The sequence below is a fragment of the Variovorax saccharolyticus genome (assembly GCF_030316765.1).
GTDB classification, from domain to species: Bacteria; Pseudomonadota; Gammaproteobacteria; order Burkholderiales; family Burkholderiaceae_C; genus Variovorax; species Variovorax saccharolyticus.
Genome location: NZ_JASZYT010000017.1, coordinates 94,117 through 108,055 on the forward strand (window position 1 = coordinate 94,117; position 13,939 = coordinate 108,055).

Below are 13,939 nucleotides of genomic sequence, written 5' to 3' on the forward strand. Positions count from 1 at the left end.
CAAAGATGAACGCACTCCCACGCATCCGGTGCGCCGTGCGCAACACCTTGCTGCTGACCGGCGCCACCTTGGCGGTGGCGGCGTCCCCTGCCTGGGCGCAGGGCTTTCCAACGAAGCCCGTGCGCTTGCTCGTCAGCGCGCCGGCCGGAGGTACCTCCGATATGGTCGCGCGGATGGTGGCCGAGGGGCTCGCGCCGCTGCTCGGCCAGCCGGTGGTGGTCGAGAACAAGCCCGGGGGGCTCGGAGCGATCGCGATGCAGGACCTGCTGTCGTCGCCGCACGACGGCCACACGCTGATCGTCGCCCCGAACGCGCTGGTCAGCGAGGTGCCGCACACGCTCAAGCCGAAGTACGACCCGTTCAAGGACATCACGCCGCTGGCCGAGCTGGCCCGCAGCGGCCTCGTGCTGGTGGGCAACCCGTCGCTGCCGGCGAGGAACCTCATCGAGCTGATGGCCCATGTGAAAGCCAACCCGGGCAAGATCAGCTACGCGTCGTACAGCGCCGGAACGATGTCGCATGTGATGGGGATGCAGATGAACAAGGTCGCCGGCCTGGAGATGAGCCATGTCGGGTACAAGGGTTCGCCGCCCGCGCTGGTGGATGTGATGGGCGGGCATGTGCCGCTGATGTTCGACGGCGTCGCCACTTCGCTGCCGATGATCAGGAGCGGCAAGCTCAGGGCCTACGCCGTCAGCGCACCGAAGCGTCTGAGCGTCCTGCCCGAGGTTCCCACCTTCACCGAACTGGGCTTTCCGCAGCTCGAGGCGATCGGCTGGATCGGGATGTTCGCGGCGTCCGACGTGCCCGCCGCCGCGCAGCAGAAGCTGCGAGAGGCGACGCTGAAGGTGCTGCAGCAGCCACAGCTGCGCGAGCGCCTCAAGGAACTCGGCCAGGACGCCGGCCAGCCGCTGACCTCCGAGCAATTGGGCGCCGGCCTGCGCAAGGACTCCGAACGCGTCGGCGAGGTGCTGCGCTCGGTCAACTACCAGCCCGAGTGAGTGCGGCATGAACGCCCTGACGCTGCCCGGCTGGCGCGCGCCCGCTCGCAGCCACTTCCACGGCATCCTGGTGTCGGCGGTGGTGGCAGTGGCCGCGATCTCGCTGGCCGAGCACTACCATGTGTCGGCCATGCTCTTCGCCTTGTTGCTCGGCATGGCGCTGAACTTCCTGTCGACCGAGGGTCGCTGCGTCCCGGGCATCCGGTTCTCCGCCAGCACGCTGCTGCGTATCGGGGTCGCCCTGCTCGGCGTGCGCATCACGCTTGGGCAGATCGCGGCACTGGGCGCGATGCCGATCGCGATGGTGGTCGTGTCGGTGGCGTTGACCATCGCCTTCGGCGTCGTGCTGGCGAAGATGCTCGGCTACCGCAACCGTTTTGGCGTCCTGACGGGCGGCGCCGTCGGCATCTGCGGCGCCTCGGCTGCGATGGCGATCGCCGCGGTCACGCCAGCGCACGCTGACGACAACGTGAAGGAGCGCGCCACCATCTTCACGGTCATCGGCGTCAGCACGCTCTCGACCGCCGCGATGGTGCTCTATCCGATGATCGCCGCTGCGCTCGGATTTGCCGGCGAGCCGGCCGGCATCTTCCTGGGCGGCACGATCCACGACGTCGCGCAGGTGGTCGGCGCGGGCTACGGGATGTCCAAGGAGACGGGCGATGCCGCGACCATCGTCAAGCTGCGCGTGGCGATGCTGCTGCCGGTGATCTTGGTCATCACGTTGTCGTATCGCAAGCTGCACCTGGCCGGGGTGGGCGGGACCACAAAGCCGCCGCTGCTGCCGTGGTTCGTGGTCGCCTTCGCGCTGCTGGTCGCCGTCAACAGCGCCGGGCTGATTCCCGCGACGCTGCAGCAGGCGCCGCAGACGCTCGCGACATGGCTGCTGGTGATCTCGATGGCGGCGATCGGCATGAAGTCGCACCTGAAGGACTTCGCCACCGTGGGCCTGAAGCCGATCGTGCTGATGGTCAGCGAGACGGCGTTCCTGGCGATCCTCGTGGTCGGCTTCCTGTTCATTGCTCGCTGAGCCCTGCGGGAATGACCTTCGGTGCCGCCATGAGTGAGAACGTTCTCGTTGCAGACCCCTGCGTGAACATTTGCAGGGTGGACCCGGATGGCAAGTTCTGTCAGGGATGCAAGAGAACCGCGCTGGAGATCGGCAGCTGGCCCCGGATGACCGAGCAGCAAAGGGCCGACGTTGCCGCCTTGATCCGGCAGCGCACGGACCCGGCGGTCACGCGCGCAATGCAGCCAACGCCATAGAGCGCATTTCATCGCGCGCTTTCGACCCCCATACCCACCCATTGACCCAACCGGAGACCCCATGAACGCCAACCTCGTTGCACCGACCCCCTCGGCCTACACCTACCCCCTGCTCGTCAGGCAATTGCTCGTCAACGCGCTGAGCCTGCACGGCGATCAGGAGATCAGCTATCGCGGCGAGATGCGCTACAGCTTTCACGAGTTCCGGCATCGCATCGGCCGGTTGGCTTCGGCGCTGAGCGCGCTGGGTGCCCGCCACGGCACGACGGTCGCCGTCATGGACTGGGACAGCCATCGCTACCTGGAGAGTTACTTCGGCATCCCGATGATGGGCGCCACCTTGTTCACGGTGAACGTGCGGCTGTCGCCGCAGCAGATCCTCTACACGTTGAACGATTCGGATGCCGAGATCGTGCTGGTGCACGCGGATTTCCTGCCCGTCCTCGAGCAGATCAAGGCGGGGTTGAAGGGTGTTCTCCAGATCGTGGTGATGGCGGACGGCCAGGACGCGCCGGCCACGCCGCTGCCGCTCGCGGGCGAGTACGAGACGCTGATGGCCCAGGCTTCACCCGACTTCAAGTTCGGTGACTTCGACGAGCAGACCAAGGCCGCGACCTTCTACACCACCGGAACGACCGGCGATCCCAAGGGCGTGAGCTACAGCCACCGGGACATCGTGCTGCATGCGCTGGTTGCCTCCACCAGCCTGTGCGCGCAAAGGGAAGGGCAGCGGCTGCACCGCGAGGACGTCTACATGCCGATCACCCCGATGTTCCACGTCCTTGCCTGGGGTCTGCCGTATGTCGCAGTGCTACTGGGTCTGAAGACGGTGCTTCCGGGGCGTTACGTGCCTGAAGCCCTGCTGAAGCTTCGCCAGTCGGAGCAGGTCACGTTTTCCCACTGCGTGCCCACCATTCTGCAGATGCTGCTGACGGCGTCGCAGGAGGACCCGCCGGACCTCTCGGGGTGGAAGATGATCATCGGCGGCTCAGCGCTTTCACCGGTGCTGTGCGAGGCGGCGCTGGCGCGCGGGATGGACGTCTTCGCCGGCTACGGCATGTCCGAGACCGGACCGATCGTCTCGCTCGCGCAGCTGCCGCCCGGGTTCGCGGCCAGGGACCCGCAGGAAGAGGTGCGTAGGCGGTGCTCGCCCGGCAGGCCCGTTCCTCTGGTGGACTTGCGCGTGGTGGACGAGGAGATGCGCGACATGCCGCGCGATGGGCGGGGCCAGGGCGAGATCGTCCTGCGCGCGCCGTTTCTTACGCAGAGCTACTTCAAGAAGCCCGAGGCCTCGGAGGAACTCTGGGCGGGCGGTTACCTGCACACGCAGGACATCGCGGTGATGACGCCGCAGGGGTTCGTGCAGATCGTCGATCGCATCAAGGACGTGATCAAGACCGGGGGCGAGTGGGTGTCCTCCATCGAGGTGGAGGGTCTGATCGCCGAAGTCCCCGGGGTGCAGGAGTGCGCAGTGGTCGGCGTGCGCGACGAGAAGTGGGGCGAGCGCCCGATGGCCTTCGTCGTGCGCAAGGCCGGCATGGAGCTCGACTCGACCGCCATCTGTGCGCGGCTCCTCGAGCATGTCGATTCGAAGCGGATCAGCAAGTATGCCGTACCGGAAGCCGACCGGATCGCCTTTGTTTCGGAGATCCCCAAGACCAGTGTCGGCAAGATCAACAAGAAGGTGCTGCGCGAGCAGTCGCTGTGAGCTGAAACGATGAACACCCACTCCACAAGAGCGGTGACATGGATCGACCACGGTGAAGTCCGACCACGCAGCAGCGAGGTGCGGGCGGCGATTGATGAAGTAAAGGTAGACCCTAAGGACCGGGCGAACGATCAGGTCGACAATTCATTTCCGCTGTCTGGCAAAGCGGCAAACCGCCCAGCGGTCGACCCGTTTCGCATGTCCAAACTCACGAGGAGAGCGCGATGACGATGAAACCGAAGATGCGCTGGGCCGTCGGTGCGGCCTGCATGGGGCTGGCGATGGCGTGGGGCATGGCCCGCGCCCAGGAAGTCCCGCTGGTGACCGGCGAACACTGGGTCAAGTCGACCGAGCAATTGAAGCGGACCTACCTGATCGGCATTGCCAATGCCTACCAGGTCGAGCAGGCCTACCAGGGCGTAAACCCCACGTTCGCGTCGCAGACTGCCGTTCCGAGCTTCGCCAAGGGGTTGAAGGGCCAGACGCTCGACAGCGTGCGCGGCACGCTGGATCGTTGGTATGCGGCGCATCCCGATCTGCTGAAGCGGCCTGTCATCGAAACGATCTGGTACGAGATCGTTCAGCCCGAACTGCGCAACACGAAGTAAAGGAGACAGAACATGAAGCAGATCAAAGTGACGCTGGCCCTCGCGGCCGCAATCGGCCTGATCGGGTGCACGAACATGACCCCGCAGCAGCAGGGAACAGCCAGCGGCGCGGCCATAGGCGCCGCCGCGGGCGCGGGGATCGCGGCCATCGCCGGGGGCAGCGGCTGGACCGGCGCGGCCGTGGGCGCGGTCGCCGGTGGCGTCGCCGGCAACATGAAGGGCAAAAAGCAACAGCAGTGAGGTCGTTCCGGTCCTGAGCGCCGCCGTATCGCCGGCGGCGCTGTGCCGAACCAACTGAAAGGACACGAGCATGAAAACCGCTCATGTGTGGCTGAGCTTCGTGCTGTCCTGCTTCCTGTCGGGCGGCCCCGCATTCGCCGAGGACGCGGGCCCGAAGAAGGCGGCTGGAGGAACCCTGACGATCGATCTCGCGCAGGCCAAACCGTGGACCGGCGACCTCGACGGAATGATTGAGCGGCGGGTGATCCGCGTGTTGACCGTCAACAGCAAGACCTTCTACTTCGTCGACAAGGGGGTGAACCGAGGCATCGTGGTCGACCACTTTCGGCTGTTCGAGGATGAACTCAACAAGAAGCTCGCGGCGGAGGGCAAGCTCAAGAACAAGAACTTGAAGGTGCGGGTGGTGTTCATCCCGGTGAGTCGTGACCAGTTGCTGAACGGGCTTGTCACCGGCAAGGGCGACATCGCCGCGGCCAGTCTCACGATCACCCCCGAACGCCAGAAATTGGTGGATTTCTCATCCGCCGGCATGAGCAACGTGAGCGAGGTCGTGGTGACCGGCCCGGCCTCGCCGAAGGTTGCCGACCTGGATGATCTCGCCGGCAAGGACGTCTTCGTACGCAGATCGTCAAGCTATTACGAAAGCCTGCTTGCGCTCAACAAGAAATTCGAGGCCGAACGGAAGGCGCCGGTCAATCTGAAGGAAGCCCCCGAGACGCTGGAAGACGAGGACCTCCTGGAGATGCTCAATGCCGGCTTGGTCGGCATCGTCATCGTTGACAAGTACATCGCGGACTTCTGGAAGCAGATCTTCCCGAAGGTCACCGTGCATGACAACGTCGCGGTTCGCACAGGTGGTGAGATCGCCTGGGCGATTCGTAAAGGCAGCCCGCAGCTCAAGGCAGCGGTCGACGATTTCGCCAATCGCAACAAGGTCGGTACCGCAACCGGCAACCAGCTTCTGACGCGCTACCTGAAGAACGTCAAGTACCTGAAGAATGCGGCCTCGGAGGAGGAGCGAAAGAAGTTCTATGCGCTGGTCGAGTACTTCCGGAAATACGGCCAACAGTACGACGTCGACTGGGTGCTGATGGGCGCTCAGGGCTACCAGGAGTCGCAGCTCAACCAGAACGCGAAGAGCCAGGTGGGCGCCATCGGCGTGATGCAGTTGATGCCCGCCACCGGCAAGGACATGAAGGTGGGCGACATCAGGGAGACCGAGGCGAACATCCATGCCGGCATCAAGTACATGCGCTGGATGATCGACCAGTACTACGGCAAGGAGCCGATGACGCCGCTCGACAAGGCGCTGTTCGCATTCGCCTCCTACAACGCAGGCGCGGGCCGTATCTCCTCGATGCGCAAGGAAGCCGCCAAGCGCGGCCTGGACCCCAACATCTGGTTCCAGAACGTCGAGTACGTGGTGGCCGAGAAGATCGGGCAGGAGACCATCACCTACGTCAACAACATCTACAAGTACTACGTCGGCTATCGCCTGATGCAGGAAGGTCGGGCTGCCACGAAGGAAGCGGTCGAAAAGGTCAAGAGCGGGAGTGGCAAGTAGCGCGGGAGCACGGTCCCATGGCAGTCGACCTTCACGTCGAACCTCTGGTTCCTGGCGTTCGGGAAGCGGGTCCCCGGAGCGAGCGCGACGCGTCTTACCTGCTCAGCACCCCGCCCCGCAGGGTTTGCTGTGCCAATCACGACAAGATCGGCGCTTCAAGCCCGGGCCTGTCCTGCCACCACTTTCGACAGTGACGTGCTCAGCGAAGTAAGCAGCAGCGATTCCGCCATGACGTCACCCAGCGCGAGCGCCCGGCCCCGCCGCCGCTGTGCGACGCTGGGCCTAAGGCGGCATGGTGCGAGCGATGGTTTCTGACTCCACGACATGGGCCAATGCATCAGTTGAAGGCGCACGTTCCAATTGCGGCAAAGACGTGTGCGTTGTACGCTTTGATGGCCTTATACGGGACGGACGAGATTCCCACATTGGAGTCACCATGATCGACGCGGCCTTCGATTCGAATCACGACCCGGCTTCAGGCATGGCGGGCGACATCAGGTTGCGCGACGGGCGGGTGGTGCACCTGCGGGCATCCTGCCCGGCCGATGAGGCCGAACTCTTGCAGGCGTTCGAGCGCATGAGCAACGAAGCCCGCTACATGCGGTTCATGCACGCCGTTCGCGAGCCCAACCTGGATCGTCTGCGTCACACGCTCGCCTCGTTTCCCGAATGTGGAATCGGCATCGTGGCCACGGTCCCGGCAGCGGACGGGATCGACATCGTTGGAAGCGCCATTGCAGTCTTCGGCAGCGACCGCACCGCCTGCGAGTTCGCGATCACCGTTGCTGCCAGCTTCAGTGGGGCCGGCCTTGCGACCGCGCTCATGACCGCGCTCATCGACGAGGCGAAGCGTCGTGGGATGCGGGAAATGGAAGGGTTCGTGCTGAGTGAGAACCAGCCGATGCTTCGTCTCGCAAGGCGGCTTGGGTTCGGTGTCAAGGCCGATCCGGACGACGCGACAGTTCGCATCTGCCGAATGAGACTCGGCGGATGAAGGCCATCGCATTCCTTTTTGGGACGATCCTTGCCGTGGTGGGTTGTTCGTCGGTGGATCCGCACCTCGTGCCGACACCGGCGGTGCTCAAGGACCCGCGCGTCGACTTCGCCTCCCGGATTCCCGAGGCGTTGCGCACTCCCAGCCAGCCGGTCTTCTTTGCCACCACCCGCGCACCGGCGGCCGAGGGCCACTATGGCGACGCCGACGGCGGCGGCGTCATGCTGGGCGTGGCCACGGTTCGACTGGGCGAACCGGGGATGAGCTGGGACCAGCTCGTGGCCTCGCACCGTAACAGCAGCGTCGACCGTCCGCGCTCCGGAGCCGTGGAGGCGATCGAGGAACTCGGCCGCGCGAGTCGCATGGGCAACGTCGAAGAGGCGGAGCGGCGCTTCATTGCGGCGATCGACTCGCAGATCGAGAGATCGAGGAACCGCGAGCTGATCATCTACGTCCACGGCTACCGCGTCGCGTTCGACGAAGTGGCGGTGCAGATGGCCTCGTTCTCTCACTACCTGGGCCAGGGCGCAGCGCTGACGTTCCAATGGCCCACCGGGGCGATGTTCTGGAATTACCTGACCGATTGCCCCCGCGCGGAGAGCTACATCCCGGACATCGAGCGACTGCTGGTGCTGGCCGGTCGTACCAAGGCCGACTACATCAACGTGATGGCTTACAGCTGCGGCTCGCCACTGCTCGCCGCCGCGGTGGCGCGCCTGCGGCAGCGCGATCCGCTGCTTGGTCATGACGAACTGCAGCGCAAGTACCGGCTGGGAAGCGTCATCTTCGCCGCGTCCGACGTCGATCTGAAGACCTTTGCCCGAGACTACGTGGCGCCTGCTCTCGACGTCTCGCAGCAGGTCGTCATCTATTTCTCGCAGGTCGACCGTGCACTCGGCTTTTCGACCCTGGTCGCCGGTGCCTCGCGGCTGGGGCGGCCCGACCTCACGGTCCTGTCCGTCGAAGATCTCCAGCGCATGGACAACCCTCGCCTCGTTGCGGTGGACGTCACGCAGGTTGGAGGGGCTCACGAGATGGGGGGCATGAAGGGACACGGCTACTGGTATGCCAACGAAGTCATCTCGTCGGACGTCTCGCTGTCGCTGCGATACCCCATTCCACCCGCCAGACGCTGCCTGGAGAACCAACCCCGGGGGTCGCGGGTCTGGCGCATTCCCGAGGGCTATGTCGATTGCGTGACGACGCGGCTGCTGGAGGCGTTCCCGGAACTGCGCAGCAAGCCTGCGTTGGCGCCGCCATGAGGTTCCGAACGCCCGCCGATGCGCAGTCGGGCCGCCCGCGGTGCGCGAATACCCTGTGGCCGAACGATCGCATGCTGCGTATCGTGCGCCTCAGACTGGAAAACGAGGAGGATGGCAATGGGCGACATCGTGGCCGCAGTCGAGGAAACCCGCGAACCCGTGCTCAGTCCGATCGACCGCGTCTCGGAGACGCTGTTCGGCCTGCTCATGGCGCTCAGTTTTGTGGGGGCCGTGTCGGTGGCGGAGACCGGACGTGCGGAGATCCGGGACATGTTCGTCGCCGCTTTGGGCTGCAATCTCGCCTGGGGTCTCGTCGACGCCGTGATGTACCTGGTCCGGACCATCGCTGATCGCGGCAGGCGGCTCACGCTGGTGAACTCCGTGCGTGCCGCAGCCGATGCGAGATCAGGCCGCAGCCAGATCGAACACGCGCTGTCGCGAGCGGCGGCGGGCCTCGTCTCGGAGACGGAGGTCGAGGCCATCCGCCGCCGGATCGTCGAGCATCCCTTCGTACCTGAGCGAGCGACGCTGGGGTGGAGCGACCTGCGTGCCGCCCTGGCGATCTTCGTGCTGGTGGTGCTGGCGACCTTTCCCGTGGTGCTGCCTTTTGCAGTCATGCAGGACGTGGGAGCGGCGAAGAACCTGTCGCGCGCCATCGCGTTGGCGATGCTGTTCTTCGGTGGTCTGGCCTTCGGGCGCTACGCAGGCTATGGCATGTGGAAGGCTGGCGTCGGGATGGCGGTGCTGGGCACACTGCTCGTGATCGCGATCAACGCGCTCGGCGGATGAGAACCGCCCGACGGGTGATGGCCGCGGTCACGGCCGCGATGGCCTCCGGCGCATTCGCCGCCGAGGGGGAAGGGACTGAGCCTGCCGCTGCCTCCGAGGACGAACCCAAGTGGGAGTTTGCGGTCACGGCCTTTCCGACGGTCGTGCGCGGTGGCGAGAACTACACCTCGGGGATCGTGACCGCTGATCGCGGCGTCCTGCATCTTGAAGCACGGGTGAACTACGAGTCGATCGGTGCCCGTTCGGCGTTCGTCGGCTGGAACTTCTCTGGCGGCGAGAACATCAAGTGGGAGCTTACCCCGCTGCTTGGAACCGCCTGGGGCACGGTCGACGCCTTCGTGCCCGGCCTGGAGGCCAGCCTCGCATGGAAGCGGCTCGACTTCTACATCGAGGCCGAATACGTCCACGACAGAAGAGAGCAAAGCGGCAGCTATTTCTATGCCTGGAGCGAACTCGGTTTCCGGCCGGTCGAATGGCTTCGCGTCGGGCTGGCCGCGCAGCGAACCCGGATCTATGGGGGAGATCGGGACGTCCAGCGCGGGCCGTTCGCGCAGGTGACCTGGGGCCGCATGACCGTGGGCGGCTTCTGGTTCAACCCGGGGTCGAAGGACCAGGTGTTCGTCGGGTCGATCGGGGTGGCCTTCTGAGAAACGGAGCCGCGATTGACACCGGAGTCCGATTGCCGACAGTGCCTCCCGGGCACGCGGTGACCAGCCGAGGACTTCGGAGGAAGCGGCGAGGTCGAATGCCGAGAGGAGCGCGCACACGGATCCCCCGGACCTGCGCAATCGGAACCGGATTCCGAGCCGGAACCGGGCGCGGAGCGGGAGAAGCCGCCGGAAGGCTGCGCCAGCCTAGCCTGTGACATCCTTGCCGAAGATGGACCGCGCGATCACCAGCTTCTGGATCTCGTTGGTGCCTTCGTAGATCTCGGCGATCTTGCAATCGCGGTAGATCTCTTCGACCCGGTAGTGCGAGCCATCGGCCGCCAGCTCCGACATGAAGCCATAGCCGCCGAAGATCTGAACCCCGTCGCGCGCGAAGTCGGCGGCGAGATTGGTCGCATACCACTTCGCCATGGCAGCCTCAGGCTCCGGAAAGGCCTCGCCGGCGTCCATGCGCCGCGCCGCCTTCAGGTACAGGTTGCGTGCATTCTCGATCTCGGTGGCGCGCTCGGCCAGCTTGAATTGCCAGTGCTGGAACTGCGCGATCGCCTTGCCGAATGCCTGGCGCGTCTTCAACCGCTCGACGCTGTGGTCAAAGGTCGCCTGGGCCATGCCGACGCCGCTGGCGGCGATGCCGATGCGCCCGTAGGTCAAGGTCTGCAGTGCGATCTTCAGACCACCGCCTGTCGATCCCACCACGTTCTCCGCTGGAACCTGGACATTGTCGAAATAGATGTCGGCCGTGAGCTGGCCGTGATTGCCCATCTTCCGGTCCGGGGCGCCAACGCGCACCCCGGGTGCGTCCAGGTCGATGACAATCTCCGTCATGCGTCCTTCCTCCGCGCACAGCAGCACGACGAAGTCGGCGACTGGCGCATTCGTGATGAATCGCTTGCGGCCATTGACCACGTAGCCGGTGCCTTCGCGGTTCGCGAAGGTCTGCATTGTCTTGATGCTCAGATCCGTGCTGGCGTCTGGTTCGGTGGTCGCGAAGCTGCCGATCTTCTCGCCAGCCAGCAGGGGTGTGAGATAGCGCGCCTGCAGCGCGGGCGACGCATGCTCGAGGGCATGACCGGCCAGGATGCAATGCACATCGACAATGGCCGCGACGGAATTGGAGTGATAGGCCAGCTCCTCGATGAGAACCGCAGTCGCGCATGCTGGGTACTTCAGGCCACGGCCGCCCACCTCGGCCGAAAAGGGGATGCGGAACAGTCCGGCGTCGGCCATCGTGCGAAAGAGCTCATACGGAAAGCTCTCGATCGATTCTTCGCGGTGGCCAATCTCCCAGGCGACTGGTGCCACATGCGCGTCGGCGAAGCGGCGAACCTCTTCGCGAATCGCCTTCGTTTCCTCGGGCGTGAGGAGGTCGTGATAGAGCCGCGGCTGATGCCGCTCGGGCGTGTGCTGTGCGTGCGCAAGGGTCGTGTCTCTGGCGTTCATGGTCGCATTCCGTCGGGGGCTGGCTGCCCGTTGATGTGCGACAAGTCTAGGCCGTGGAGCATCCGAGGTACATTGGCGAAACCGACGGTTTCTATGCGAAATACGACATCCCATGCCCCGCGCTGCCATCCTTGCATTTGACGGTTGCTACGCCTCCAGCCTGGGGGGCTTCGCAGACATCCTGCAAGTGGCGAATTCGCATCTGCGCCGACAACAGGGTGCTTCTGCCGCGTTCTTTGAATGGCGTTTCGTGTCGCTGTCGGGCGACGAAGTCGCGGCGAGCAACGGCCTGCAATTGCAGACGCTCAAGGTCGGCGCGCGCGACCACTACGATCTCGTGTTCATCCCGAGCCTGCACTACGCAGGCCACCGAAAGTTCGATCAATTCCTCGAGGGTCAATCAGCCGCCTGCGCGTGGCTGGTGTCGCAGTGGCGCCGTGGTGCCTGGCTGGCGGCCAACTGCACGGGAACCTTCATCCTTGCCCAGACCGGCCTCTTGAACGACCGAATTGCCACCACGACCTGGTGGCTGGAGCGGCAGTTTCGCCTGCGTTTCCCGCGCGTCGACCTGCAGATGCGACCTGTCCTCACGGAAGTCGAACGTCTGCTTTGCGCCGGCGCCTCTGCGTCCTACTTGCTGCAGGCGATCCGAGTCGTCGAAAGGTTCTGCGGGCCGGCAATTGCCTCGCAATGTGCCAAGAGCATGCTCATCGATGTGAGCCAAACCTCTCAGACACCCTACCTGCCGCTGCTCGCGGACGTGGCCCACACCGATGCGTTGGTGCATCGTGCCCAGCACTGGCTGCAGAAGAACATGTCCGGGCCCACCCGCATTTCCGACCTTGCCGCCGAGTTGGCGGTGAGTGAAAGGACGTTGATTCGCCGGTTCAACGCCGTGCTCGATCAATCGCCTCTCACCTATCTGCAGAACTTGCGAATCGATTCGGCGCGTGCCCTCCTGGAGGCCAGCGATCTCGGTGTCGACCAGATCGCCATGCAGGTCGGCTACACCGACGCCAGTTCCTTTTCGCGATTGTTCAGGGAGCGCATAGGGCTGAGTCCCGGCGCGTATCGGAGTCGTTACCAGTCCGTCGAAGCCGGGATGTAGGCATGTCCAAGCCAAACTGCGGTTGCAGCAGTCAATGTCGCTTCAGAGCCGACGTTCAATTCAAAGTGGCAGCGTTTCCTGACCGGTCTCAACTGGAATCCGTGCCATGTGGTCAGAAAGCACAGTCCAAGACGTGCGCGGGCGGCCGGGCGCTTTGCGTTCTTCATCCCGGCTTGTAAAACTTGGGATGCTTTGAGGCCGGCGTGTTAGAGGCGATCGCCTGACGAGGAGAGCCCAAGGGCGCGCACTCCTGCCAACGCCTCGCCTGGCTGGTGAAGTTTCGTCGTGGCGAAGAGGCGTCAGGGGCCTCGCTCGACGGCGCTGATTGCGGAGCGCAATTCCTGTAGGCCCAAACCACTGCGACGGCGGTGTACGGGACCTGGGTCAAAAGAATGCTTGCTCCTCCGTGGCTGCCTTCTCTGCTCGCGCTCAGTGAGTGGCATTCGTTTGCGCCGGACAAACGCCCGCTACCGGCTAAGAAAGTCTGCGAACGTCCCGATCTTTCCAACGCCATGCAGCTGTCGTTGAGGGCAGCGCGGAGGGCTTCCTCGGCGGCAAATGATGTCGGCAACGCTCTGCGGCAGCGTTGACAGTCACCGCGAACGTCGACATGACGGTGGACCCGTTCATCAGCAGCCGGCACTGGGTAGCGCGGTGATCAATGGCAGCAGTTGTCACGGTCCGGTGGGAAGCACCCACGAACATTTTGCACGCTGCAGGTGGGACGTCGTTTTACGTTGCCCGCACGCCACCTTTGCCGTTGAAGTGAATACATTTGAAACCAAAGGTGCCCGAGAAAAACGTGACGGCGACGCGCTCGGCTTCGGAAATTGCGCGGATTCGGCGAAACCTGATCGGATTTCGGAGCAAGCAGGCGTTGATCTGCGAATAAAGCTCTTATGCCATCCGCGCAGCAGGTGCAGGCAACTTGCGTATACGCCGATTCTCAGGAATGCCCATCAGCCATCCGGCTTATTTGCTTTGATTGAAGCCCTCCCCAACACTGACCTTCCCACCACGTCAGGAGGCCTTCATGTTCGACCGACGCACCCTCGCCGCTTGCTGCGCGCTTACTCTCCCTTATGGCTTCTGCCTTGCGCAGACCACCTTCTCGGCCGAGCAGTACTTCGACGACCGCTGGTACATCACGCCCTTCGGCAGCTATGTCCATCCGGACGGAGACCGCAACGCCGACAACGGCTGGGGCGGCGGCCTGGCCGTCGGCAAGCCCATCAGTCCCAGTTGGAACATCGAGCTGCGCGGCCAGTACGAGGAACTCGACGGCAAGTTC

13 protein-coding genes and 1 pseudogene are annotated in these 13,939 nt (G+C 64.5%); 13 read left to right on the top strand and 1 reads right to left on the bottom strand.

What is annotated here, in order from left to right:
- The first annotated feature begins 5 nt into the window (after positions 1-5).
- The 11 genes from QTI45_RS33380 (at position 6) to QTI45_RS33430 (ending at position 10,079) form a co-directional block, all read left to right on the top strand.
- On the top strand, positions 6-1,001 hold the full coding sequence (locus QTI45_RS33380; RefSeq protein WP_286657393.1) for a Bug family tripartite tricarboxylate transporter substrate binding protein: 996 nt from the start codon (positions 6-8) through the stop codon (positions 999-1,001).
- Positions 1,002-1,008: 7 nt separating this feature from the next.
- Positions 1,009-2,031, top strand: a complete 1,023-nt coding sequence (locus QTI45_RS33385; RefSeq protein ID WP_286657394.1) for a YeiH family protein — start codon at positions 1,009-1,011, stop codon at positions 2,029-2,031.
- Between the two features lie 29 nt (positions 2,032-2,060).
- Positions 2,061-2,267, top strand: a complete 207-nt coding sequence (locus QTI45_RS33390; protein WP_286657400.1) for a DUF1289 domain-containing protein — start codon at positions 2,061-2,063, stop codon at positions 2,265-2,267.
- Between the two features lie 61 nt (positions 2,268-2,328).
- Entirely contained in the window at positions 2,329-3,975 is a 1,647-nt protein-coding gene (locus QTI45_RS33395; RefSeq protein ID WP_286657395.1) for a fatty acid--CoA ligase, read from the top strand.
- A gap of 224 nt (positions 3,976-4,199) precedes the next feature.
- On the top strand, positions 4,200-4,583 hold the full coding sequence (locus tag QTI45_RS33400; RefSeq protein ID WP_286372432.1) for a hypothetical protein: 384 nt from the start codon (positions 4,200-4,202) through the stop codon (positions 4,581-4,583).
- Positions 4,584-4,595: 12 nt separating this feature from the next.
- On the top strand, positions 4,596-4,823 hold the full coding sequence (locus tag QTI45_RS33405) for a YMGG-like glycine zipper-containing protein (RefSeq protein WP_286372433.1): 228 nt from the start codon (positions 4,596-4,598) through the stop codon (positions 4,821-4,823).
- Between the two features lie 70 nt (positions 4,824-4,893).
- Entirely contained in the window at positions 4,894-6,387 is a 1,494-nt protein-coding gene (locus tag QTI45_RS33410) for an MltF family protein (protein ID WP_286372434.1), read from the top strand.
- A 436-nt stretch (positions 6,388-6,823) separates the two neighbouring features.
- Complete coding sequence (locus QTI45_RS33415) at positions 6,824-7,381, top strand: GNAT family N-acetyltransferase (RefSeq protein WP_286372435.1); 558 nt, start codon at positions 6,824-6,826, stop codon at positions 7,379-7,381.
- Positions 7,378-8,643, top strand: coding sequence for an alpha/beta hydrolase (locus QTI45_RS33420; protein ID WP_286657396.1), 1,266 nt, complete (start codon positions 7,378-7,380; stop codon positions 8,641-8,643). Before QTI45_RS33415 ends, QTI45_RS33420 begins: the two co-directional genes overlap by 4 nt.
- A 117-nt stretch (positions 8,644-8,760) precedes the next feature.
- Positions 8,761-9,432: a VIT1/CCC1 transporter family protein gene (locus QTI45_RS33425; protein ID WP_286372437.1), complete on the top strand. Its 672-nt coding sequence runs from the start codon at positions 8,761-8,763 to the stop codon at positions 9,430-9,432.
- Positions 9,433-9,449: 17 nt separating this feature from the next.
- Positions 9,450-10,079, top strand: a complete 630-nt coding sequence (locus QTI45_RS33430) for a hypothetical protein (protein ID WP_286372438.1) — start codon at positions 9,450-9,452, stop codon at positions 10,077-10,079.
- A 207-nt stretch (positions 10,080-10,286) separates the two neighbouring features.
- Here QTI45_RS33430 and QTI45_RS33435 read toward each other — a convergent pair whose 3' ends face one another.
- A complete protein-coding gene (locus QTI45_RS33435) occupies positions 10,287-11,540 on the bottom strand; it encodes an acyl-CoA dehydrogenase family protein (protein ID WP_286657397.1) in 1,254 nt (417 codons plus the stop codon).
- 112 nt (positions 11,541-11,652) lie between these two features.
- Between QTI45_RS33435 and QTI45_RS33440 the strand changes: the two genes are divergently transcribed.
- On the top strand, positions 11,653-12,648 hold the full coding sequence (locus QTI45_RS33440; RefSeq protein ID WP_286657398.1) for a GlxA family transcriptional regulator: 996 nt from the start codon (positions 11,653-11,655) through the stop codon (positions 12,646-12,648).
- 1,033 nt (positions 12,649-13,681) lie between these two features.
- Positions 13,682-13,939: pseudogene (locus QTI45_RS33445) on the top strand (hypothetical protein); the annotation flags it as partial.

Bases quoted from the DNA above. Each gene is read 5' to 3' on its own strand.
- QTI45_RS33380 (WP_286657393.1), top strand. From the start codon at position 6: ATGAACGCACTCCCACGCATCCGGTGCGCCGTGCGCAACACCTTGCTG.
- QTI45_RS33385 (WP_286657394.1), top strand. From the start codon at position 1,009: ATGAACGCCCTGACGCTGCCCGGCTGGCGCGCGCCCGCTCGCAGCCAC.
- QTI45_RS33390 (WP_286657400.1), top strand. From the start codon at position 2,061: ATGAGTGAGAACGTTCTCGTTGCAGACCCCTGCGTGAACATTTGCAGG.
- QTI45_RS33395 (WP_286657395.1), top strand. From the start codon at position 2,329: ATGAACGCCAACCTCGTTGCACCGACCCCCTCGGCCTACACCTACCCC.
- QTI45_RS33400 (WP_286372432.1), top strand. From the start codon at position 4,200: ATGACGATGAAACCGAAGATGCGCTGGGCCGTCGGTGCGGCCTGCATG.
- QTI45_RS33405 (WP_286372433.1), top strand. From the start codon at position 4,596: ATGAAGCAGATCAAAGTGACGCTGGCCCTCGCGGCCGCAATCGGCCTG.
- QTI45_RS33410 (WP_286372434.1), top strand. From the start codon at position 4,894: ATGAAAACCGCTCATGTGTGGCTGAGCTTCGTGCTGTCCTGCTTCCTG.
- QTI45_RS33415 (WP_286372435.1), top strand. From the start codon at position 6,824: ATGATCGACGCGGCCTTCGATTCGAATCACGACCCGGCTTCAGGCATG.
- QTI45_RS33420 (WP_286657396.1), top strand. From the start codon at position 7,378: ATGAAGGCCATCGCATTCCTTTTTGGGACGATCCTTGCCGTGGTGGGT.
- QTI45_RS33425 (WP_286372437.1), top strand. From the start codon at position 8,761: ATGGGCGACATCGTGGCCGCAGTCGAGGAAACCCGCGAACCCGTGCTC.
- QTI45_RS33430 (WP_286372438.1), top strand. From the start codon at position 9,450: ATGGCCGCGGTCACGGCCGCGATGGCCTCCGGCGCATTCGCCGCCGAG.
- QTI45_RS33435 (WP_286657397.1), bottom strand. From the start codon at position 11,540: ATGAACGCCAGAGACACGACCCTTGCGCACGCACAGCACACGCCCGAG.
- QTI45_RS33440 (WP_286657398.1), top strand. From the start codon at position 11,653: ATGCCCCGCGCTGCCATCCTTGCATTTGACGGTTGCTACGCCTCCAGC.